This is a genomic window from Pseudomonas sp. FW305-3-2-15-E-TSA4 (assembly GCF_058787295.1).
Genome location: NZ_JBYSZP010000013.1, coordinates 194,262 through 217,347 on the forward strand (window position 1 = coordinate 194,262; position 23,086 = coordinate 217,347).

Genomic DNA, 23,086 nt, shown 5'->3' on the forward strand with positions numbered 1-23,086 from the left:
CCTCGCCTAGCCTTAAAGCATTCCCCCTGAGCAAGGACGCTCAAAATGCTTGCCACGCTGCGCCTGTTTTCAGTTCTTTTGCTGAGTTTCACCCCTCTGATCGCCCATGCAGCCTGCCCCGACTGGCCATTCGGCAAAGCGCAAGTTGAAATTTCGGCTCTGCAACAGCAGATCGACCAATGGGACGACGCCTACCACCGCGAAGGCCGCTCGCTGATTGCCGACGAACTCTACGATCAATCGCGCGTGCGGCTCATCGAATGGCGCCAGTGCTTCCAGCAGCCCGCAGCGCCCGAACCGTTGCGCAGCGCGTCTGGCTCCGTCGCGCATCCAATCGCCCACACCGGTCTGGACAAGCTTCACCAAGCCGCCGCCGTTCAAGCATGGTTAAAGGATCGGCAGGATGTCTGGGTACAACCCAAGGTCGATGGTGTAGCGGTCACGCTGATTTACCGTCGCGGCCTGTTGCAGCAGGCGATCAGTCGCGGCGACGGGATCAGCGGTCAGGACTGGACAGCGTCGGCGCAAAAGATCGCTGCCATTCCGCAACAACTGACCCAACCGCTGGACCTGCTGGTGCAGGGCGAGCTCTATTGGCGCCTGAATCAGCATGTGCAAGCCAGCGCCGGCAGCGTCAACGCCCGCGCCACCGTTGCCGGGCTGATGAGCCGTAAAACCTTGAGCGCAGAACAGGCGTCCGGGATCGGTCTGTTCGTCTGGGACTGGCCGCAGGGCCCGGCGAATCTGCCTGAAAGAATATCGACGCTAGCGACGCTGGGCTTCGCCACGACAGCACCATTCAGTCAGGTCATCGCCAACCTTGCCGACGCGCAAAAATGGCGCGAGCACTGGTATCGATCGCCCCTGCCCTTCGCCACCGACGGCATTGTCTTGCGCCAGAGCCAGCGCCCACCGGCTGAGCGCTGGCAGGCGAGCGCGCCCTACTGGGCTATCGCCTGGAAATACCCGTTTGCCCGAGCGCTGGCCGAAGTGCGCAAAGTGAATTTCAAAGTCGGCCGCAGCGGACGCATCACGCCAGTATTGGAGTTGTCGCCGGTGATGCTCGATGACCGCGAGATCAGACGCGTCAGTGCCGGTTCACTCAAGCGCTGGCAGGCGCTGGATATCCGCCCCGGCGATCAAGTGGCAATCAGCCTGGCCGGGTTGACGATTCCACGACTCGACAGTGTGGTGTTGCGCACCACCGAACGGGCCGCCCTCGACATTCCCGACACGCGCGACTTCCACGCCTTGAGCTGCTGGCAACCGACACCCGGTTGCGAAAGCCAGTTTCTCGCGCGCCTGACCTGGCTCAGTGGCAAGCAGGGGCTGGCGCTGCAGAATGTCGGGCGCGGCACCTGGGAGAAACTTCTGGAAACAGGCCGCCTGAACAACCTGCTGGATTGGTTGACCCTCGACGAGCCAGAGCTTGCTAACATTGCCGGCTTCGGCGAACGCAGCAGCACACGTCTGATCAACAGTTTTCACAGCGCCCGCCAACGGCCGTTCACCCAGTGGCTCAAAGCATTGGGTTTACCGCCGACGGGGCAGGCACAACTGGCCGACTCGTGGCAGGCGCTGGCACAACGCGACACCGAACAATGGCAGGCAGAAGCCGGAATCGGCCCGGGCCGCGCGGCGCAATTGAGCGCATTCTTCCGCGACCCGCAGGTGCTGGCCTTGAGTGACACATTACGCGCCGCCGGAATCGACGGTTTCTGATCACGCAATCCCCGGCAGCCGGGAACCCAAGGGCCATCAGACGCTCAAACAGCGCAGTGCCCCCGACCCGACTGCCTTTGCACATGGAGCTTTTATGAAATTTCTTGCACCGCTCGCCTTGCTGACTCTCTGTGGCGTTCTGGCCGCGCCTGTGATGGCTGACGAAGATGCACCGGGCCTGACCGGTTGCGCCGCGAAGAAGCAGGGCATCATCAATCAGCTCGAGCAGGCGAAATCCCGGGGCAACACCGATCAGCAGGCCGGTCTGCAAACCGCTCTGGATGAAGTGACGAAGAACTGCACCGATGCTGGCCTGAAGAAAGAACGCGAAAACAAGGTGCTGGAAGCCAAGCACGAAGTGAGCAAGCGTCAGGCGGATCTCGACAAGGCGATGAAGAAAGGCGATCCGGAGAAGATCAACAAGCGCAAGGACAAGCTCGCCGAGTCGCGCAAGGAACTGCAGGATGCGCTGGACCAGATCGACAAGTAACCGTTAATGCGGGGAATTTGATGCCCTCTTCGCGAGCAAGCCCGCTCCCACATTTGATTTGTGAACGACACAGATCCAGTGTGGGAGCGGGCTTGCTCGCGAAGGCGTCAGCTCAAACAACAGAAATCAATGATCGCGAAACTCTTTATGGCAAGCGCTGCAGGCATCTTCAACTTTCTGCACCGCAGGCCCGAGGTTACTGGCCTTGTACGGCTGAACCTTGCTGGCGATCACCAGTTCACCGGTGGCCGCCTCAAGGTTACGGACCAATTCCTGAAAGCGGGCCTGACGCAGCCAGACATCATCCTTGGCGCTGGTGTGATCTTCTTCACGAACCTGCGGGAAATGCTTCCACGGTTCATGCGACAACGCATCGAGCTTCACCGCGCCTTCGGCGAATTTCGGCCCGTCGAAAGGAATGCGTCCGCGCAACATGCCACCCAGGTCTTCGCCGGTCTTGAGCATTTGTTTGAAGATCGCCTTGCGTTGCCCCAGCGGAGAATTCGGATCGACGCCGCCACAGGCGGACAAGGTCAGACAGGCCAGCAATACAACAGAAATTCTTTTAAGAGTCATGGTGGCTTCAGGTCACGGAATTCGGCGGCCAGTATCCTCGCGTCGCCGACAAACACCAATAGCCCTATTAAAAATACGGGTTGCCGGAGCGCATGGAGCACTTGGGCAACCGGCACAGGAATCACTCCATGAACAGCCGTTTCAAGGCCTGGCGTCACCCACTGATCGCAACCCTGCCACTGCTGGCAATCCTTGCCGGCTGCACCGGTGGCGACACTGCCAAACCGAAAACCCATGCCTTGGCCACTTATTCCAGCGCCACTTGGGAAGCCTTGCCGGCGGTGTCCGACAGCGATCTGGTCGCCGGTTTCGGTTCATGGCGCAGCGCCTGCACCCGACTCAAGGCTGATCCGGTCTGGGGCGGCACCTGCGCGGCAGCCGCCAACGTGCCGCAAAGCGCCAACGAGATTCGCGCGTTCCTCAAGCAGAACCTCGACGTGTTCGGACTGCGCGCCGAGCATGACAACCCCAACGGTCTGATCACCGGTTACTACGAACCGGTCTACCCCGGCAGCCTGACGCCCACCGAGGTGGCGAACGTGCCGGTGTACGGCGTGCCGGAAGACATGATCATCGTCTCGCTGGACAGCATTTACCCGGAACTGAAGGGCAAGCGCCTGCGTGGCCGTCTCGAAGGTCGAGTGCTCAAGCCGTATGACGACGCGGCGACCATCGAGTCCAAAGGCGTCAAAGCGCCGGTAGTGGCGTACCTGACCGATCCAATGAACCTGCAGTTTTTGCAGATCCAGGGTTCCGGGCGGATTCAGACGCCGGATGGCAAACAACTGCGCATCGCCTACGCCGACCAGAACGGCCACCCGTATCGACCGATTGGTCGCTGGCTGGTCGAGCAAGGCGAGCTGAAGAAAGAAGACGTGACCATGAGCGCGATCAGCAACTGGGCCAAGGCCAATCCGTCGCGCATCCCGGAACTACTGGGCAGCAACCCGAGCTACGTGTTCTTCACCCGCAACCCGGACAGCAACGAAGGCCCACGCGGCTCGCTCAATGTGCCGCTGACCGCCGGCTACAGCGCAGCGGTGGATCGCAAGGTGATTCCGTTGGGCAGCCTGCTGTGGCTGTCGACCACCCGTCCGGACGGCAGCGCTTTGGTTCGCCCGGTCGCGGCGCAGGACACCGGTGGCGCGATTGCCGGTGAGGTGCGTGCGGATCTGTTCTGGGGCACCGGCGATGCTGCCGGGCAACTGGCCGGCGACATGAAGCAGCAGGGGCAGATCTGGATGCTCTGGCCTAAAGGTGCGGCGTTGCCGCAAGTACCGCAGGTGGCCGATACGGTTAAGGACAAGCCTTAAGCGCCTCGGCGCCAGAGCTACCGCCTTCGCGGGCAAGCCCGCTCCCACAGGGTTCTTTGGTGTACACAGGATTTGTGCTCGCCATTGATACCTGTGGGAGCTGGCTTGCTCGCGAAGAGGCCGGCAGCAACACCCGAGATTCAGACCGACACAAAGAAGAACGCAGCAATCAGCCCCATCCCGACAAACCACACCAGCGACCGCAAGATCGCCCAATCCGCCAGGTAGCAGATGATGTACAGCAGGCGACTGGTGATAAACAGCACCGCCAGCACATTCACTGTCACCAGCTGCGCCGTGCCCACCAGATGCGCAACAATCACTGCGGCAGCAAATGCCGGCATCACCTCGAAGCTGTTCAACTGCGCCGCATGCGCCCGTCGGGCGACGCCGCCCACGCTATCGAGAAAATCCCGAGGATCATGATTGTCACTGAGCCTGAAACCGCCCGAGACCTTGGCCACAATCGTGCACACATACGGCAGGAAAATCGCGATCAATACACACCACAGAGCCACCGTCATAACGCCGTCCTTTTTTCGAGTGTTGGAAATGGCGGGCGGTCAGAACTTCATCACCAGCATGCCGATCAATACCAGCCCACAGGCTAAGAGCCGCGGCCTGCCGAAAGGTTCTTTCAGGTAGCGCATGCCGAACAGCACCACCAGGATCACGCTGATCTCACGCAACGCCGCCGCCTCGGCAATCGAGCCCAACTGCATCGCCCACAGCACCAGAGCGTAGCTGAACAACACGCAGAACCCGACCGCCAGCCCAAGCTTCCACTGCTCGCGCCAGAACACCAGAAATGCCGGGCGTTTCGCCACCCACGCCAGCAACGGAAACGGCCAGGCGCTGAACAGCGTGACCCAGACCAGGTAATCCAGTGGATGCGACCAGCGCCGCAAGGCCTGACCATCGATGTAGGTGTAGCAACCGATGCACAAGCCGATCAGCGCCACCACCGGTAGCATCGACCAAGGGAGATGTTTGCCACCACCGCCCTGCCAGAGCAGGCAGGCCATACCCAGCGGAATCAGCATGATCCCGAAGATCTGCTGCGCAGTGAGCACTTCGCCGGCGAAGATCAGGGTCAGCGCCAGCACCACCAGCGGCGACAACCCGCGCATCAGCGGGTAGACCAGTCCTAGGTCGCCGACCCGATAAGCTTGAATCAGCAGATAGCGATACAGCAGCTCGAACGCCGCCGAAGCCAGAATCCACGGCCAGATTTCCACCGGCGGCAGGCTGATGAATGGAAATGCCAGCGCCACGAACAACAGCGCCACCGTGTCCATGCACGCCACCACCAGCAGCCGTTCGGCACTGAACTTGATCAGGGTATTCCACGTCGCATGCAACAGCGCCGCCATTAACACCAGAACTGTCGCCGCCACGTCCCACTCCTTGATTTTTTTGTTGACCCTACACCAATGTCTGCGGCTGACCAACCGAGGGGGCATGATTGTGTCCCCACCCCGAAACAGCCCATCCAACCTTTGCACCGAAGAATCGGGGCGCTGTCTTTCCACCCCCATCCAATGGAGCCCGGATGCTAGAACTTGTCGCCGCTTTTATCTGCCTCACCACCCTTCTCACCTTCGTCAATTACCGCTTCATCGGCCTGCCGCCGACCATCGGCGTGATGGTCACCGCGCTGATGTTCTCCCTGTTGCTGCAAGGCCTGAGCGTGCTCGGCTATCCCGGCCTCGAAGAACGCGTGCAGCAACTGATCGGCCAGATCGACTTCGGCGATCTGCTGATGAACTGGATGCTGTCGTTCCTGCTGTTCGCCGGCGCCCTGCACGTCAACCTGAACGACCTGCGCAGCTATCGCTGGCCCATCGGCCTGTTGGCCACTTTCGGCGTGCTGATTGCCACCGTCGTGATCGGCAGCCTCGCTTTTTACATCTTTGCCCTGTTCGGCTGGCACGTGAGCTTCCTCTACTGCCTGCTGTTCGGCGCGCTGATTTCGCCGACCGACCCGATCGCGGTGCTCGGCGTACTGCGTACCGCCAATGCCTCGAAGCCGCTGAAAACCACCATCGTCGGCGAGTCATTGTTCAACGACGGCACTGCCGTTGTGGTGTTCACCGTGCTGCTGGGCATCGCCCAATTGGGTGAGACGCCGACCCTCAGCGCCACGGCCATGCTGTTCGTGCACGAAGCCCTTGGCGGCGTGTTGTTTGGCGGACTGATCGGTTATGGGGTGTACCGGATGATCAAGAGCGTCCAGCAGCATCAGATCACGGTGATGCTGACCCTGGCGCTGGTGATCGGCGGTTCGGCGATGGCCACCGAGCTGCACGTCTCGGCACCGATTGCGATGGTGGTCGCCGGTCTGATCATCGGCAACCTGGGGCGCAACCTGGCGATGAACGACATGACCCGCAAGTACCTCGACGGCTTCTGGGAGTTGCTCGATGACATGCTCAACGCCCTGCTGTTCGCACTGATCGGCATGGAGCTGTTGCTGCTGCCGTTCAACTGGGCGCACGTGGCGGCGGCCAGTTTGCTGGCGCTGGCGATCCTGCTGTCGCGCCTGCTCACCGTGGCCCCGGCCATTGTCCTGCTGCGGCGCTGGCGCACAGTGCCGCGCGGCACCATTCGCATCCTGACCTGGGGCGGTTTGCGCGGCGGCGTCTCGGTGGCACTGGCGCTTGCCCTGCCGCTGGGCCCGGAGCGCGATCTGCTGCTGAGCATCACCTACATCGTGGTGCTGTCGTCGATCCTGTTGCAGGGCCTGACCATCGGCAAACTGGTCAAGCACGCCACCCGTGACGAGCCGACGACCGTGGCTGAACCCGCACACTGATGTATCACCGCAGCGCCGTCGTGCCCCCCCTCACGACGGACCGCACAGCAAATCAAGCAGATGCCGCATCGCCAATGGGCGATGCGGCGTCGAGCCATGCATCACCACCAACTCGCGCGCATGACGCTGCCCGTCCTCGACCGGTAACACGTACATCCCTTCCAGCCTCATCCCGGCCCACTGCGGCACCAGCGATACCCCCATCCCCTGCGCGACCAGCATGACGATCGTTTCCAGCGCATCCAGTTCGCACAGCACGTTGGGCTCGATGGCGTGTTCATCGAGGTAGCGCTGAGCAATCTGCCCACCCCACGAGCGTGCGTCATAACGAATGAACGGATGAACGCGCAACAGCGTTTCCAGCGACTGCCCGGCGTACGCGGCTGGAGCCACCAGAATCAGCGGCTCTACCTTGAGTACGACCAGTGCCAATGCCTTGGGCGGCTGGAATGGAGGCCTGACCAGAATCGCTGCGTCCAACTCCCCTGCAAGCACCTTCTCGTAAAGACTTTTCGAGTCACCCGGGGTGATCTTCAGCTTCAAATCAGGTGCTGTAAGCGCCAATCGTTCGATCAAGGTGGGTAACACGCCGGTCAGCGCTGTAGAAATTGCACCGATTGTCAGTTCACCGGCCACCCCATCGGGATGCAGATCGCTCTGTAGATCCTGGGCCAATTCGATGATCGCCCTGATCTTCGGCAGAATCAGCAGGCACTGGTCCGAGGGCCGGGCAGCGTGCGCGGTACGCAGCAGTAACGTGCAACCCAGCAACCTCTCGAGCGCCTGGACGCGCTGACTGATAGCCGCCGCAGTGCGACTCTCGCGCCGTGCCGCTGCCGCAATCGAACCGGTCTCGACCACCGCCACCAGACTTTTCAGAAACCGTACATCCATAAGTTTTCCTTTCGCTCAGAACAAGGCGAAGTCGTTATGCCCCGCCGCACGGTCTGTTTACCCTGAGCGCTCCTTCACTTGGGGACATCGCATGAACAGACCTTTTCACGCTGCATACCATGTTTGCGACCTGGAACAGGCGCGGACTTTTTATCGAGATGTGTTGGGCTGCACCGAAGGCCGCAGTACCGAGACATGGGTCGACTTCGACTTTTTCGGCAATCAGCTCTCGCTTCATGTGGGCACGCCCTTCACCACGACCCGTACCGGCCAGGTTGGCGATCACAAAGTATTGATGCCGCACATTGGCGTCGTCCTGCCGCTGGAGGAGTGGCTGGAGCTGGCCGATCGTTTGAGCCGCCTCGGCACAACGTTTGAAATCCCTCCGGTGATCCGCTTCGCCGGCGAACCCGGCGAGCAGCGCACGATGTTCTTTCTCGATCCCAGCGGCAATCCGATCGAGGTCAAGGGTTTCAAGGACTTCGACGGTCTCTTCGCACACTGAGCTTCACCCCAACAAACACAACAACAAAAGGGGCACATCATGACTACCAGGAAACCCACCAGTCTGGTCACCCGCATCATGCTCGGGCTGGCAGCCGGAATAATCGTCGGCATCCTTCTCAACCAGTTTCCCGAACACAAGATCTGGTTCATCGACAATCTGCTGCAACCGGCCGGTGACCTGTTCATCAGGCTGATGAAAATGATCGTCGTACCGTTGGTCTTTGCGTGCATGGTCGTCGGCATCGCCGGGGCAGGCAGCACCAGGGCATTGGGCCGGGTCGGGATAAAGACGCTGGTTTATTTCTTTACCATCACCAGCATTGCCATCGTCTTCGGACTGATCGTCGGCAATGTTTTTCAGCCCGGCGCCGGCGCGGACTTCAGCAGCACCCTGCAATCACCGGCCATTGGTCTGGCGAATACGGGGGACACACAGAACCTGGGCCGAACCCTGGTGAACATCGTGCCGGACAACATCGTCCTGGCAATGTCTCAGGGCAAGCTGCTCTCCGTGCTGTTTTTCGCGATCCTGTTCGGCTGTGCCCTGTCGATGCTGCCCGAGCCGCAGAAGGCGCCATTGATCGCCGTGATTCAGGCGGTATCGGACACCATGTTCAAGGTCACGCACCTGGTCATGCACTATTCACCCATCGGCATCTTCGGCCTGATCGGGGTCACCGTGGCCAGCTTCGGCCTTAGTGCATTACTGCCGCTGGCGAAGCTGATCGGCATCACTTACGTCGCGGTGTTGCTCTTCGCGTTGGGCGTGCTGGGGCTGGTGGCGCGGATGGCCGGCATTCGCTTTTTCCACCTGATTCGGGAAATACGCAGTGAATTGATACTGGCTTACAGCAGTGCTGCGTCGGCCACGGTGATGCCACAACTGATCGAGAAAATGGAGAAGTATGGCGCTCCGCGCCCGATCACCAGCATGGTCATTCCACTGGGGTACTCGTTCAACCTTGATGGCGCCTCGCTGTTCGCGGGACTGGGCACGCTGTTTATCGCCCAGGCGTACGGGATTGATCTGGGTCTGGCGGATCAGGCCATGCTGGTGCTGATCATGGTGTTGACGTCAAAGGGCGCGGCGGGAGTGCCGGGTTTCATGTTCATCATCCTCACAGCGACCCTGACCACCGCCGGTTTGCCAGTGGAAGGCGTAGCAATCATCGCCGGCGTCTACCGCTTGATGGACATGCCGGTCACCGCGCTCAATGTGTTGGGCAATGCACTGGCACCGCTGGTCATAGCGCGGTGGGAGGGACAGCTCAAGGCACCTGAAAGCGCACCGACGACAGACCCGGTCAGCCCGCCGTTCAAGGCCTGAAACTATCGGGGCTTGCTGTCGGATTCATCTTCGCGGGGTTTGCCGGAGTCTGGTTTATCCGTCTTGGGCGCCCCGCTTTCGCTGCGGATCTGCGCATGGCTGATCAGGGCGAAGATGAAACTGCCGCCGATGATATTCCCCGCCAGCGTGGGCCCGGCAAACACCATCCAGAAATCACTCCACGGCAGCTCGCCGGCAAACACCAGATACGACACTTCCGCCGAACCGACCACGATGTGGGTGAAGTCGCCCAACGCCATCAGGTAGGTGATGAGGATGATGATCCACATCTTCGCGCTCTCCATGGACGGGATCATCCAGACCATGGTGGCGATCATCCAGCCGGAAACGATGCCCTTGGCGAACATCTGACTGGCGTGGTTTTCCATGACCTTGCGGCCGATTTCAAGGAAGGCGTGATCAGTCTTGCTGTCGAAGATCGGCAGCTCGAGCATCACGTACGCCACCAGAATCGTCCCGCACAAATTGCCGAACAGGACCACGCCCCACAAGCGTATCAGCCGACCGAAATTGGCCAGGGTCGGTTTGGTCATCACCGGCAGAACCGCGGTCAGGGTGTTTTCGGTGAACAGCTGCTGGCGGGCGAGAATCACCGCGAGGAAACCGGCGCAGTAGCCGAAACTGGCGATGACCTTGAATTCGTCGCCCTCGGGCAGGCGCGAATTGAGCAGGCCCATGCCCATCAGCGACAGGCCCATGGTCAACCCGGCGGCGAGCGCCGACCACCACAGCGCGGCAATGCTGCGCTCCAGTTCCTGATCGCCTTGAGTGCGGATGATTTCATGCAGAACCGCCGCGCGGGGCGGCTGGTTTTTCTCGACTTCGTGCTGTTCATCGGTCGAGAGGTTGGGGGTCTTGCCGTCTGTCGGGGTGGTCATGGCGTGGGAACCGTGGGGGGTGGTGTTTACCTACGACCCCGGCGGTTCATGGCTGTTCAGTGGCCAGGTGATTCTTCGCTGGCTGAACAACCGCATTCGCGAGCAAGCCCGCTCCCACAGGTACAACGCAATCCATGTGGGAGCGGGCTTGCTCGCGAAGGGCGCGCCGCCGATGTTAGTTGCTGACCAGCTCATCTTCCTTGAACTGGTCTTTGACGTACTTGATCTCGGTGCGACCGTGCGGCGCCGGCAGGCCGTCTTCGCCGAGGTTGACGAAGACCATCTTCTCGACCGTGAGGATGCTCTTGCGGGTGATCTTGTTGCGCACTTCACAGGTCAGGGTGATCGAGGTACGGCCGAACTCGGTGGCGGTGATACCCAATTCGATGATGTCGCCCTGGCGCGAGGCGCTGACGAAATTGATCTCGGAAATGTACTTGGTCACCACGCGCTGATTGCCCAACTGGACGATCGCGTAAATCGCCGCTTCTTCGTCGATCCAGCGCAGCAGGCTGCCGCCGAACAGGGTGCCGTTGGGGTTCAGGTCTTCGGGTTTTACCCATTTGCGGGTGTGGAAATTCATGTTCACTCCTGAGCGTTTGCCGAAAGATGGCGCCATCTTGGCAGACCGGGCGGTCAGGCTCCATGAGCCTTCTACTATGGTCGCTATTAACGATCTTCATCTGGCCGACAGAAACCCTTTGGAAGATCAGTCTAGACGGCTATAATCGCCCCCGTTTTAAAACGGTAACCTTCACTTGCTACCGTTTTCCCGCCACCTGTCCGAGGGGCGCTGCAGCAGGATCAACCTGTCAGGCTCGGATGGGGCGTTGACTGGCCACGGCCGGACACTAAACGCACAACGGCGCCCATTCGCATACATTACGAATGGAGGCTCTTCATGAGCGCTGTTATCACGCCTGCAGATTTTAACGATTACAAAGTTGCCGACATGTCCCTGGCTGCCTGGGGCCGTCGCGAAACCATCATCGCCGAGTCGGAAATGCCGGCCCTGATGGGTCTGCGCCGCAAGTACGCCTCCGAGCAGCCGCTCAAGGGCGCGAAAATCCTCGGCTGCATCCACATGACCATTCAGACTGCCGTGCTGATCGAAACCCTGGTTGCCCTGGGTGCCGAAGTACGCTGGTCGTCCTGCAATATTTTCTCGACTCAGGATCAGGCCGCTGCGTCCATCGCTGCCGCCGGCATCCCGGTTTTCGCCTGGAAAGGCGAGACTGAAGAAGAGTACGAGTGGTGCCTGGAGCAGACCATCCTGAAAGATGGCCAGCCATGGGACGCCAACATGATCCTCGACGACGGCGGCGACCTGACTCAGCTGCTGCACGACAAGTACCCACAAGTACTGGATCGCGTTCACGGCGTGACCGAAGAAACCACCACCGGCGTTCACCGCCTGCTGGACATGCTGGCCAAGGGCGAGCTGAAGGTCCCGGCGATCAACGTCAACGACTCGGTGACCAAGTCCAAGAACGACAACAAGTACGGCTGCCGTCACAGCCTGAACGATGCGATCAAGCGCGGCACCGACCACCTGCTGTCCGGCAAGCAAGCGCTGGTCATCGGTTACGGTGACGTGGGTAAGGGTTCGGCCCAGTCCCTGCGTCAGGAAGGCATGATCGTCAAGGTTTCCGAAGTTGACCCGATCTGCGCCATGCAGGCCTGCATGGACGGTTTCGAACTGGTTTCGCCGTTCATCGACGGGATCAACGACGGCACCGAAGCAAGCATCGACAAAGCGCTGCTGGGCAAGATCGACCTGATCGTGACCACCACCGGTAACGTCAATGTTTGCGACGCGAACATGCTCAAAGCCCTGAAGAAGCGCGCTGTTGTCTGCAACATCGGTCACTTCGACAACGAAATCGACACCGCTTTCATGCGCAAGAACTGGGCATGGGAAGAAGTGAAGCCACAGGTACACAAGATCCACCGTACCGGCCCGGGCGCTTTCGACGCACAGAACGACGACTACCTGATCCTGCTGGCCGAAGGCCGTCTGGTGAACCTGGGCAACGCCACTGGTCACCCGAGCCGCATCATGGACGGTTCGTTCGCCAACCAGGTACTGGCGCAGATCTTCCTGTTCGGCCAGAAGTACGCCGACCTGTCGCCAGCCGAGAAAGCCGAGCGTCTGACCGTTGAAGTACTGCCGAAGAAACTCGACGAAGAAGTTGCCCTGGAAATGGTGCGCGGCTTCGGCGGCGTGGTCACGCAACTGACCAAGCAACAGGCTGACTACATCGGCGTGACCGTCGAAGGCCCGTTCAAGCCGCACGCTTACCGCTACTGATTGACGCGGCGGCCTGCTCTCCCTGTGGGAGCGGGCTTGCTCGCGAAAGCGGTCTGTCATTCAGCATTGATGTTGCCTGACCCGCCGCTTTCGCGAGCAAGCCCGCTCCCACATGGGCGGTGCAAGCCTCACAGGCTTCGTGTTTCCAAGGGTATTTCCCATGTCCCAAGACCGTCGCTACAGCTTCGAGTTCTTCCCGACCAAGACCGATGCTGGGCATGAAAAACTGCTCAACGTTGCCCGTCAGCTGGCAACGTACAACCCCGACTTCTTTTCCTGCACCTACGGCGCTGGTGGTTCGACCCGTGATCGCACCCTCAACACCGTTCTGCAACTGGAAAGCGAAGTCAAAGTACCGGCCGCACCGCACCTGTCGTGCGTCGGCGACAGCAAGGACGACCTGCGCGGCCTGCTGAACGAGTACAAGGCTGCCGGCATCAAGCGCATCGTTGCGCTGCGCGGTGACCTGCCGTCCGGCATGGGCATGACCAGCGGCGAGCTGCGTCACGCCAACGAACTGGTTGAATTCATTCGTGAAGAAACCGGTGATCATTTCCACATCGAAGTTGCCGCTTACCCGGAGATGCATCCGCAAGCGCGCAATTACGAAGACGATCTCGCCAACTTCGTGCGCAAGGCCCGCGCCGGCGCCGACAGCGCCATCACCCAGTACTTCTTCAACGCCGACAGCTACTTCTACTTCGTCGACCGTTTGCAGGCGCTGGGCGTGGATATTCCAGTGGTGCCGGGGATCATGCCGATCACCAACTACAGCAAGCTGGCGCGGTTCTCCGATGCCTGCGGTGCGGAAATCCCGCGCTGGATCCGCAAGCAACTGGAAGCCTACGGCGATGACAGCCAGAGCATTCAGCGCTTCGGCGAGCAAGTTGTCAGCGAAATGTGCGAACGCCTGCTGCAGGGTGGCGCACCGGGGCTGCACTTCTATTCCATGAACCAGGCTGAACCTAGTCTGGCGATCTGGAATAACTTGAAGTTGCCGCGCTAAGCACTAAAAGAAAGATCAAAAAGATCGCAGCCTTCGGCAGCTCCTACAGGGGTGTCGTTGCTGCGATTTTTTGCTTTTGAATCCCCGAATTAGAGCTTGTGCAGGCACTTTCTGGCTCTTTCGCGTTTCTCGTCGTAATCTCAAGCCATGCCTTTTTTCGCGCAGTTTCTCACCGTGCTGGTTTTTGCTTGCCTGAGCTTTGCCGCTCGGGGCGAGAAGCTGCGTATTGTCACCGAGCCGTGGGCGCCTTACGTCTACGAAGAGGATGGCAAGAACCTCGGACTGGACTACGAAACCACCGCCATCGTATTCAAGCGTCTGGGAATCGAAGTCGAGTGGCAGTTCCTGCCGTGGAAACGCTGCTTGTCGATGCTCGAAACCGGCCAGGCTGACGGCGCGCTGGACATCTTTCACAGCGACGAGCGTGACGCCACCCTGCTCTATCCCATTGAACCGCTGTCGGACGTCGAGTTTGTGATGTTCTACGCCAACGACCGACCACATCCGTTCCGTCAGTTCGAAGACCTCAAAGGCCTGACCATCGGCACTTCGCCGGGCTATCTGTACAGCCCGGACTTCAGCGAATCGACACTGTTCACCCGCGAGCCGGCACCGACCCACGAGGCCAACTTCGGCAAACTGCTGCGCGGACGCATCGACTTGCTGATCACCGATCGCCGCGTGGGCCAGCACTTGCTCGATCAGCTGAATATTCGCGATCAAATCACCGAAAACCCTGTGGTCATTAGCCGTCAGAGCCAATATCTGGCGGTTCGACGCAATGCCGGGATGGACTTGCTGGTGGCGCGTTTCGGTGCCGAACTCAAGCGTTTCAAGCGCGAACCGGCCTACGCCGAGCTCAGCGCACGCTATGGCGCCGCCCCGGTCGATGCCGTGCCGCTGGGCAATGCTTCGGCCAGCCGCAAAACCGTTGAGCAGCAGGAAAGCAGCGCGCAGTGATTGCTCTGTTATACTCCGGCGTTCCCGCCAGGCTCACGCCCGGACGCCCGGAACCGTAACAGGCCTCTCGACCCGCTACAGCGCAGCTTTCAGCCCGCGCGAGCGCTCCTGACGTGCCTTCGGAACCGCAGCAGGACCGGACGGGATCGCGTCCTCTTAAACGCGATTCGCGCCAGGCAAGACTCCCATTGGGCCAAGCCCTAACTAAAACAGGATTACTCATGTCCTTTGCTTCCCTCGGTCTCTCCGAGGCTTTAGTCCGTGCCATCGAAGATGCGGGCTATACCGAGCCTACTCCGGTGCAACAGCGGGCCATTCCCGCCGTGTTGCAAGGTCGCGACCTGATGGTTGCGGCACAGACAGGTACCGGTAAAACCGGCGGTTTCGCCCTTCCGATCCTGGAGCGGTTGTTCCCCAACGGTCACCCGGACAAATCCCAGCGTCATGGCCCGCGCCAACCGCGCGTTCTGGTCCTGACCCCGACCCGCGAACTCGCGGCCCAGGTACACGAGAGCTTCAAGATCTACGCCCGTGACCTGAAATTCGTCAGCGCCTGCATCTTCGGCGGCGTCGGCATGAATCCGCAGGTCCAGGCCATGTCCCGTGGCGTTGACGTGCTCGTCGCGTGCCCGGGTCGTCTGCTCGACCTCGCAGGCCAGGGCAGCGTCGATCTGTCCCACGTCGAAATCCTCGTCCTCGACGAAGCCGACCGCATGCTCGACATGGGCTTCGTTCACGACGTGAAGAAAGTCCTCGCGCGTCTGCCGGCCAAGCGTCAGAACCTGCTGTTCTCGGCAACGTTCTCCAAAGACATCACCGATCTTGCCGGCAAGCTGCTGCACAACCCGGAACGCATCGAAGTCACGCCGCCGAACACCACGGTCGAGCGCATCGAGCAACGCGTGTTCCGTCTGCCGGCCAGCCACAAGCGTGCCCTGCTGGCGCACCTGATCACCGCCGGCGCCTGGGAACAGGTACTGGTGTTCACCCGCACCAAACACGGCGCCAACCGTCTGGCCGAGTACCTGGACAAGCACGGCCTGCCGGCTGTGGCGATCCACGGTAACAAGAGCCAGAACGCCCGCACCAAAGCCCTGGCCGATTTCAAGGCCGGTGAAGTGCGCATCCTGGTCGCGACCGACATCGCCGCGCGCGGTCTGGACATCGACCAGTTGCCACACGTGGTCAACTTCGAACTGCCGAACGTCGATGAAGACTATGTGCACCGTATCGGCCGTACTGGCCGTGCCGGTCGTTCGGGCGAGGCGATCTCGCTGGTGGCCCCGGACGAAGAAAAACTGCTGAAAAGCATCGAACGCATGACCAAGCAGAAAATCGCCGACGGCGACCTGATGGGCTTCGATTCGAGCACTATTGAAGCCGAGAAGCCGGAAGCCCGTGAGCGTCCGGACATGCGCAACCCGCGCAACTCCCGTGGCCCACGTGGTGATGGTCCGAATGGCGGTGGTGGCGGCGGTCGCAAGGACAAAGGCAAAGACAAGGGCAAGGAAAAACCCGCCGGCGAACGCGGCGAGCGCCCTGCCCGTCAGCAGAAACCACGTGAAGGCACCCCGGCCCGCGAACAGCGTCCGAGCCAGCCACCACGCGCGGCGGCTGATCGTGCACCGGACGAGTTCCTCGACGACGATATCGATAACTTCGGTAACCGCGTCGACTACGTGCCGAAAGCTGCTCCAGCCGGTGGCCGTGGCCGTCGTCCGGGTGCTCCGGCACAAGGTGCAGGCGCAGGCGCTCCACGCGGTGGTCAGTCGCAAGGTCGCCAGAACGGCCCGCGTAACAGCAACGGTTCGAGCACCGGCACCCCGCCGGGCAAACGCAACGGCCCGCGCAACGGTGCTCCGCGTGATGGCCAGGGCCGTCGTGACGAGTCCTCGCGCAACCGCCGCCCGGCTCGCGACGATCAGCAACGCGCCGAACCGGCCGTGCAGAACCCGCGCAGCACCGGGCCGAAGATCATGCACAAGGAGTCCAAGGCAGACCGCTTCCCGACGCCTGAGCAGCTCGATCAACTGCCGACCCGTCCGCGCGGTGAAAAACCAGCCTTGCTGACCCGCAATCGCTGAGTTATCGCGGCAATGAAAAATGCCCCGGTTCGAAAGAGCCGGGGCATTTTTTTATGCCGTCACGAATATCCCTGAATCACTGCATATCCCCTGTGGGATGTGGCAGGCAATAAAAAACGCCCCCGGCCTTACGACCGGGGGCGTTTTTGTATGGCGGCGAAAATTACTTCGCTTTCACACCTTCGAACGAGATGTACAGGTCGACCTTGTCGGACTGTGGACCCAGATCCATCATCTTGCCGAAATCAGAGCGCTTGATGCTGGTGGTGCCTTCAAAGCCGGCACGGTAGCCGCCCCATGGATCCTTGCCTTCGCCCAGGAACACAGCCTTGACCACGATTGGCTTGGTCACGCCGTGCAGGGTCAGGTCGCCGGTCACGTCGGCAGTGTCTTTGCCCTCGGCGTTCTTGCCGGTGGATTTGACGCTGGTGGAGACGAACTTGGCGTCAGCGTATTTGCCCACGTCCAGGAAGTCTTTGCTGGAGATGTGCTTGTCGCGCTCGGCGTGGTTGGTGAACACGCTGGCGGTTTTCACGTTGAATTCGATTTTGCTGTCTTCAGGCTTGGCGGCGTCAAAGCTGAACTTGCCGTCGATGTCCTTGAAGGTACCGGTGATGTAGCTGTAGCCCAGGTGGCTGATCTTGAAGTCGACGAAAGCGTGCTGGCCTTCCTTGTCGACGGTGTAATCAGCAGCCATCACGTTCGCGGACAGTACGGCCGAACCGATTGCCAGAGCGGCCAGAGTCTTTTTCAACATACTTTCTTTTCCTTTGAGTCGAGGTTGAATTTCAGGCTTTGCGACCGAGCATTCGAGTGAGGGTCGCATCACGATCGATAAAGTGGTGCTTCAATGCTGCCAACGCATGGAGACCGGAAAAAATTACCAGCGCCCATGCCAGCCAGAGATGAATCACCCCAGCGGTATCTGCCTGATCCGGTAGCCCGGAAACCAGTGCAGGAACTTCAAACAGGCCAAACACCGGGATCCCGACACCGTCTGCGGTGGAAATCAGGTAACCGGCAAGCATCACAGCGAACAGCCCGACGTACAGAAACCCGTGGCCGAATTTGGCGCCGATGCGGGTCATGCGGCTGTAGCTTTGCAGCGTCGGTGGCGGTGGGCTGATAAAGCGCCACAACACCCGCAACACCATCACACCCAGCAGCACCAGACCGATGCTCTTGTGCAGATCCGGCGCGTCTTTGCGCCAGCTGCTGTAGTAATCCAGCCCCACCATCCACAGACCCAGCGCGAACAGTCCGAAGACCGCCAGCGCCACGCCCCAGTGCATGAAGATGCTGACCCAACCATAGCGTGAAGCAGAGTTACGTAGCTGCATTGCCCAAATCCTGTGAGAACTGCGAACCAAGACTATCGAGTTATCTATCGAATTAAAGCGGAAAATTTTGCTTTGAAATATCGAGAAATACGATCAAGAGTCTGTAAGTGGCTTGTTAAGGAAAGATTAAGCGGGAAAAGTGTGGCGGGATGTTGTTGCCAGACAATGGAATTGCGTTGTCTGAGCGAGCCCTTCGCGAGCAGGCTCGCTCCCACAGGTGATCGCATTCTCTCTGAAAGCGCTCGGTCAAATGTGGGAGCGAGCCTGCTCGCGAAAGCGATCTGACAGGCAAAAAAAAGCGCGGCATAAACGCCGCGCTTTTTTCATTCACCGCAAGGCTTACTGCGCCTTGGTATCGGTCGTTGCCGCCGGAGCTGCTGCGGGCTTGGCCGCAGGTTTCGCCGCTGGCTTCTTCGCCGGCTCAGCCTTCTTCGCTGCAGGTTTCTTCGCGTCGGTTTTCGCTGCAGGCTTCTTCGCTGCAGGCTTGGCCGCCGCTTTCTTCGCCGGCTCGGCTTTCACCGGAGCGGCGGGTTTCGGCGCTTCTACCGGAGCTGGCGCAGGGGCTGGAGCCGGTGCAGGCGCTGGAGTCACTGGCGCTGGAGCCGGTTCAGGCGCCTTCACAGGTTCTGGCTTCTTCTCGTCATCCGAACCGCCAAACAGGTTGCTGAAGAAGTTGCCCTTCTTCGCCGCCACGGCACCCGCCGCGCCTGCCGCGCCTGCCGCTGCTGCGGCCGGAACCACTTTGACCGGTTCAAACGACTTGCCGGCAGCCAGGTCTTCAACCTGACTGGCCGCACGCTGACCGGTGCGCAGCGCGCCTTCCAGAGTGCCCGGATACAGAGTGTCGGTGTGCTCGCCGGCAAACGCTACGCGTTGCAGTGGGCGCTCCCACATGCGCCAGAACTTGCTGATCTGGCCCGGGCCGTAAGCCAGGTAGGCGCCGCCCATCGACGGGTCAGTGCTGTAGCGACGGATTTCATAACCGGTGAACGAGCCACGGGCCTGTGGATAAAACGCGTGCAGACGGATCAGCACCTGATCGACCATCTGCTTGTCGCCGAACGCTTGCATCACGCGGGCATTGTCGCCGGACAGGTTGATCACCACGTTGGCGCCACCCTTCAGCGCCGGTTCGATCCAGAGCATGCCCAGACCTGCGTTGCTGTAGATCTCGCCGGACATGCGCGCCTTGCTTTCCCACACCGGCGTCTTGAACTTGAGCATGATCTGGTCGCGCCAGCCGTAGTTGGTACCCTTGATCGCGGCCAGGTGCTGAGCGTCCAGCGCCGGGGTCAGCGCAATCTTGTTCAGTGCACGCAGCGGCACGGCCAGCACCACGTAGTCAGCCTGATAGCCAACACTGCCGACCTTGACGGTCACGCCGTCCTTGTCCTGAGTGATCGCGGAAACCGGCGAGTTGGTCTTGATGGTCTTGATCTGTTTGACGAAGGCCTGGGCCAGTACCTGGCTGCCGCCGACCAGACGCGAGGCGCGCAGGTCACGGTCGGAGACGCCGCGATAAACGCGGTTCTGCTGGGCAAAATACAGCAGCGACAGCCGCGAAGGCTCGTCGTAGTGGGTGCGGATGTCCTGGTTGATCAGCTGACGCGCGGTGGCCGGCAGGTTCTGCTTGTCGAGCCAGCTCGAGACGTTGATCTGGTCCAGTGCATGCAGGGTATTGGTCGCGGCCGGGTTCTGCGGGTCGTCGATCGAGCGTGCCAGATCGTCGAGGGTTTTCTGGTAGCGCTTCAGGGCATCGGCGGTGGCCGGCTGCTTGGTCGCCAGATCGGCAGCGGAGAAATATTCACCGTCGATCAGATAACCCGGTGTACGCACAAATTCAGGGGCTGGCGTGGTGCCCAGCTTGAAGGTCGAGACGTACTTGTTCAGCACCGGCTGGGTCTTGTCGTTGCCGATCCACTCGCTGGTGGCCATGCCCGAGCGACCGCCGAGGCTCGGCTTGGCTTCGAGCAGCGTGACCTGCCAGCCCTTGTTTTGCAGCTCGTAAGCTGCGGTCAGGCCCGACAGGCCGCCGCCGATCACGATTGCGGTTTTATCCTTGGCCAGCGCCGTAACGCTGAACAGCCCCAACATCACCAGCGCACAGGCGCGCAGCCAACCGACAGACATTCAGCGAACTCCGGAAATACACGTAGGAAAAAAGCAGTTTTGCGGGTCAGACGACCCAAAGAACCGCGAAGAATACGTCAGCCATCAAAACGCCGCCAGCGACGTCTATCGGCCCATACAAAGTAGCTCAATCGACGCAATGGGTTGTCCCGGCGCGATGCATTGCATAGGCTTGCGCGATTGTTTGCCCGCGCCTGACGCGAGCCGCCTCGAGGAGACTGTAAATGGGCCTGAATAACCAGTGGATGCAACGCGACCTCGCGGTGCTGTGGCATCCCTGCACCCAGATGAAAGACCACGAACAGCTGCCGCTGATCCCGATCAAACGCGGCGAAGGCGTCTGGCTCGAAGACTTCGAAGGCAAGCGCTACCTCGACGCCGTCAGCTCCTGGTGGGTCAACGTGTTCGGCCACGCCAACCCGCGCATCAACCAGCGCATCAAGGATCAGGTCGATCAGCTGGAGCACGTGATCCTCGCCGGTTTCAGCCATCAACCGGTGATCGAACTGTCCGAGCGTCTGGTGAAAATGACACCGGTAGGCCTGAATCGGGTGTTCTACGCCGATAACGGTTCGTCCTGCATCGAAGTCGCGCTGAAAATGAGCTTTCACTACTGGCTCAATCGCGGCCAGCCGAACAAGAAACGCTTCGTCACCCTGACCAACAGCTACCACGGCGAAACCATGGCAGCGATGGCAGTCGGCGACGTGCCGCTGTTCACCGAAACCTACAAAGCGCTGCTGATGGACACCATCAAGGTGCCAAGCCCGGATTGCTACCTGCGCCCCGAAGGCATGAGCTGGGAGGAACATTCGCGCAACCTGTTCGCCGCCATGGAACAAACCTTGGCAGAACATCATGACAGCGTTGCGGCAGTCATCGTCGAGCCGTTGATTCAGGGCGCCGGCGGCATGCGCATGTATCACCCGGTGTACCTCAAGCTGCTGCGCGAGGCCTGCGACCGCTACGGCGTGCACCTGATCCACGACGAAATCGCCGTCGGTTTCGGCCGCACCGGGACAATGTTTGCGTGTGAGCAGGCCGGCATCCGCCCGGACTTCCTCTGCCTGTCCAAGGCCCTGACCGGCGGCTATCTGCCGCTGGCAGCGTGCCTGACCACCGACGAGGTCTACAGCGCGTTCTACGACGACTACCCGACCCTGCGAGCCTTCCTCCACTCGCACAGCTACACCGGCAACCCGCTGGCCTGTGCGGCGGCGCTGGCGACCCTGGATATCTTCGAGCAGGACAACGTCATCGAGAACAACCAGGCACTGGCCCGGCGCATGGCCTCGGCCACTGCGCATCTGGTCGATCACCCGAATGTCTCGGAAGTGCGGCAGACCGGCATGGTGCTGGCGATCGAAATGGTCAAGGATAAAGCCACCAAAGAGGCCTACCCTTGGCAGGAGCGACGAGGCCTGAAGGTGTTCCAGCATGCGCTGGAGCGTGGCGCGCTGCTGCGTCCGCTGGGCAGCGTAGTGTATTTCCTGCCGCCGTACGTGATTACCCCGGAGCAGATCGACTTCCTCGCCGAAGTCGCCAGCGAAGGCATCGACATCGCCACCCGGGACAGCGTCAGCGTGGCGGTGCCGAAGGATTTCCACCCGGGTTTCCGTGATCCGGGCTGATTGAGAATTTGTGGCGCCTGAACTGCCGCTTTCGCGAGCAGGCTCGCTCCCACCCTGGAATGCATTTCCCTGTGGGAGCGAGCCTGCTCGCGAATGAAGTCGACACCGATCCAACTGATCCACATCTTTCCAGAGACCCGAAATGAGACTGTCCCGCTTCTTTATCGACGCCCCCCTGAGCACCGGCGAACACGAACTGCCGGAAGCCCAGGCGCATTACATCAGCCGCGTGCTGCGCATGGCCGAGGGCGATGCGGTGCAGTTGTTCGACGGTTCCGGCCATGAGTTTCGCGGCTCGCTGGTGGAAGTCGGCAAGAAACGCGTCGTCGTGCAGATCGACGAGCAGTTAGCCGGGCAGATTGAATCGCCGCTGCAGATCCACCTCGGCCAGGGCCTGTCCCGGGGCGAACGGATGGATTGGGCGATCCAGAAAGCCACCGAGCTGGGCGTGACGGAAATCACCCCGATCTTCAGCGACCGCTGCGAAGTGCGCCTGAAGGACGAACGCGCCGACAAACGCCTGCTGCACTGGCGTCAGGTGGCGATCAGCGCTTGCGAGCAGTGCGGGCGCTCGCGGGTGCCGGTGATTCATCCGCCGGTGTTGTTGGCCGACTGGCTGAAGCAAACCCAGGCCGAGTTGAAACTGGTGCTGCACCCGGTGGCCGAGCCGTTGGTCAGCCATGCCAAACCGGCGACGCTGGCGTTTCTGATCGGGCCGGAGGGTGGTTTGTCGGATGCCGAGGTCGAGCAGGCCAAGGGCAACGGCTTCCATGCAGCTCGGCTTGGGCCGCGAGTATTGCGCACCGAGACCGCGCCAGTGGTTGCACTGGCGGTGGCTCAGCAGCTTTGGGGTGACTTCTAGGGCCTCTTCGCGAGCAAGCCCGCTTGTGTCTGAGTAAGGGAATAAACTCTGAGGTGAGAGGGGTGGATGGCAAGCTGTGAGTCCGCGGTGCTTGAAGCACGAGTGGGAGCAAAGCTGCCATCCACCTTTCTACTCTGGCCCATAAGCCCGAACAGTTGGACGAGCGCCACTCGAATCACAAGCGTGGGCAAAGCCAGAGCACTCTCACTTCTGAGTGTA

The 23,086-nt window shown here is 60.8% G+C and carries 21 protein-coding genes and 1 riboswitch; of the genes, 12 read left to right on the forward strand and 9 right to left on the reverse strand.

Translation table 11 applies throughout. The features are described from left to right. The first annotated feature begins 45 nt into the window (after positions 1-45). Complete coding sequence (gene ligB / locus AC3WMV_RS19125; protein WP_103369187.1) at positions 46-1,722, forward strand: NAD-dependent DNA ligase LigB; 1,677 nt, start codon at positions 46-48, stop codon at positions 1,720-1,722. 94 nt (positions 1,723-1,816) lie between these two features. After that, complete coding sequence (locus tag AC3WMV_RS19130) at positions 1,817-2,212, forward strand: DUF1090 domain-containing protein (protein ID WP_007961884.1); 396 nt, start codon at positions 1,817-1,819, stop codon at positions 2,210-2,212. Between the two features lie 126 nt (positions 2,213-2,338). Here the strand turns inward: AC3WMV_RS19130 and AC3WMV_RS19135 are convergent, their stop codons facing one another. Next, positions 2,339-2,788 (reverse strand): c-type cytochrome, encoded by a 450-nt coding sequence (locus tag AC3WMV_RS19135; protein WP_103369188.1) that lies wholly within the window; start codon positions 2,786-2,788, stop codon positions 2,339-2,341. A gap of 128 nt (positions 2,789-2,916) precedes the next feature. On the opposite strand from AC3WMV_RS19135, the gene mltA reads away from it, so the two are divergent. Beyond that, a complete protein-coding gene (mltA, locus tag AC3WMV_RS19140) occupies positions 2,917-4,101 on the forward strand; it encodes a murein transglycosylase A (RefSeq protein WP_027610618.1) in 1,185 nt (394 codons plus the stop codon). Positions 4,102-4,241: 140 nt separating this feature from the next. Here mltA and AC3WMV_RS19145 read toward each other — a convergent pair whose 3' ends face one another. Further along, positions 4,242-4,625 (reverse strand): MAPEG family protein, encoded by a 384-nt coding sequence (locus tag AC3WMV_RS19145; protein WP_027610617.1) that lies wholly within the window; start codon positions 4,623-4,625, stop codon positions 4,242-4,244. 39 nt (positions 4,626-4,664) lie between these two features. Further along, positions 4,665-5,498: an EamA family transporter gene (locus AC3WMV_RS19150; RefSeq protein WP_103369189.1), complete on the reverse strand. Its 834-nt coding sequence runs from the start codon at positions 5,496-5,498 to the stop codon at positions 4,665-4,667. Between the two features lie 155 nt (positions 5,499-5,653). Here AC3WMV_RS19150 and AC3WMV_RS19155 point away from each other — a divergent pair, with 155 nt between their 5' ends. Further along, positions 5,654-6,916: a cation:proton antiporter gene (locus AC3WMV_RS19155; RefSeq protein WP_103369190.1), complete on the forward strand. Its 1,263-nt coding sequence runs from the start codon at positions 5,654-5,656 to the stop codon at positions 6,914-6,916. A 30-nt stretch (positions 6,917-6,946) separates the two neighbouring features. Here the strand turns inward: AC3WMV_RS19155 and AC3WMV_RS19160 are convergent, their stop codons facing one another. Then, complete coding sequence (locus AC3WMV_RS19160; protein WP_103369191.1) at positions 6,947-7,810, reverse strand: LysR family transcriptional regulator; 864 nt, start codon at positions 7,808-7,810, stop codon at positions 6,947-6,949. Between the two features lie 91 nt (positions 7,811-7,901). Between AC3WMV_RS19160 and AC3WMV_RS19165 the strand changes: the two genes are divergently transcribed. Together AC3WMV_RS19165 and AC3WMV_RS19170 are read left to right on the forward strand one after the other, a co-directional pair. Next, positions 7,902-8,315, forward strand: a complete 414-nt coding sequence (locus tag AC3WMV_RS19165; RefSeq protein WP_027610613.1) for a VOC family protein — start codon at positions 7,902-7,904, stop codon at positions 8,313-8,315. 39 nt (positions 8,316-8,354) lie between these two features. Continuing rightward, positions 8,355-9,644: a cation:dicarboxylate symporter family transporter gene (locus tag AC3WMV_RS19170; RefSeq protein ID WP_256584962.1), complete on the forward strand. Its 1,290-nt coding sequence runs from the start codon at positions 8,355-8,357 to the stop codon at positions 9,642-9,644. 2 nt (positions 9,645-9,646) lie between these two features. Here AC3WMV_RS19170 and AC3WMV_RS19175 read toward each other — a convergent pair whose 3' ends face one another. After that, positions 9,647-10,543: a formate/nitrite transporter family protein gene (locus AC3WMV_RS19175; RefSeq protein WP_103369193.1), complete on the reverse strand. Its 897-nt coding sequence runs from the start codon at positions 10,541-10,543 to the stop codon at positions 9,647-9,649. 175 nt (positions 10,544-10,718) lie between these two features. After that, positions 10,719-11,126: an acyl-CoA thioesterase gene (locus tag AC3WMV_RS19180; RefSeq protein WP_095137509.1), complete on the reverse strand. Its 408-nt coding sequence runs from the start codon at positions 11,124-11,126 to the stop codon at positions 10,719-10,721. Positions 11,127-11,322: 196 nt separating this feature from the next. After that, positions 11,323-11,421, forward strand: a riboswitch (S-adenosyl-L-homocysteine riboswitch). A gap of 23 nt (positions 11,422-11,444) precedes the next feature. On the opposite strand from AC3WMV_RS19180, the gene ahcY reads away from it, so the two are divergent. The 4 genes from ahcY (at position 11,445) to rhlE2 (ending at position 16,904) form a co-directional block, all read left to right on the forward strand. After that, a complete protein-coding gene (gene ahcY / locus AC3WMV_RS19185; protein WP_103369194.1) occupies positions 11,445-12,854 on the forward strand; it encodes an adenosylhomocysteinase in 1,410 nt (469 codons plus the stop codon). Between the two features lie 160 nt (positions 12,855-13,014). Further along, a complete protein-coding gene (gene metF / locus AC3WMV_RS19190) occupies positions 13,015-13,860 on the forward strand; it encodes a methylenetetrahydrofolate reductase [NAD(P)H] (protein ID WP_003229047.1) in 846 nt (281 codons plus the stop codon). Positions 13,861-14,007: 147 nt separating this feature from the next. Further along, positions 14,008-14,820, forward strand: a complete 813-nt coding sequence (locus AC3WMV_RS19195) for a substrate-binding periplasmic protein (protein ID WP_103369195.1) — start codon at positions 14,008-14,010, stop codon at positions 14,818-14,820. A gap of 221 nt (positions 14,821-15,041) precedes the next feature. Then, on the forward strand, positions 15,042-16,904 hold the full coding sequence (gene rhlE2 / locus AC3WMV_RS19200) for an RNA helicase RhlE2 (RefSeq protein WP_103369196.1): 1,863 nt from the start codon (positions 15,042-15,044) through the stop codon (positions 16,902-16,904). Between the two features lie 163 nt (positions 16,905-17,067). On the opposite strand, the gene AC3WMV_RS19205 is transcribed toward rhlE2, so the two are convergent. From AC3WMV_RS19205 to AC3WMV_RS19215, 3 genes are all read right to left on the reverse strand, one after another. Then, positions 17,068-17,661, reverse strand: a complete 594-nt coding sequence (locus AC3WMV_RS19205) for a YceI family protein (RefSeq protein ID WP_027610605.1) — start codon at positions 17,659-17,661, stop codon at positions 17,068-17,070. Positions 17,662-17,692: 31 nt separating this feature from the next. Next, positions 17,693-18,244, reverse strand: a complete 552-nt coding sequence (locus AC3WMV_RS19210; RefSeq protein WP_047596555.1) for a cytochrome b — start codon at positions 18,242-18,244, stop codon at positions 17,693-17,695. A 339-nt stretch (positions 18,245-18,583) separates the two neighbouring features. Beyond that, a complete protein-coding gene (locus AC3WMV_RS19215; protein WP_103369197.1) occupies positions 18,584-20,374 on the reverse strand; it encodes a flavin monoamine oxidase family protein in 1,791 nt (596 codons plus the stop codon). Between the two features lie 224 nt (positions 20,375-20,598). On the opposite strand from AC3WMV_RS19215, the gene AC3WMV_RS19220 reads away from it, so the two are divergent. Further along, entirely contained in the window at positions 20,599-22,005 is a 1,407-nt protein-coding gene (locus AC3WMV_RS19220) for an adenosylmethionine--8-amino-7-oxononanoate transaminase (protein ID WP_103369198.1), read from the forward strand. A gap of 142 nt (positions 22,006-22,147) precedes the next feature. Then, positions 22,148-22,867: a 16S rRNA (uracil(1498)-N(3))-methyltransferase gene (locus tag AC3WMV_RS19225; protein ID WP_096795744.1), complete on the forward strand. Its 720-nt coding sequence runs from the start codon at positions 22,148-22,150 to the stop codon at positions 22,865-22,867. Positions 22,868-23,086: the final 219 nt, after the last annotated feature.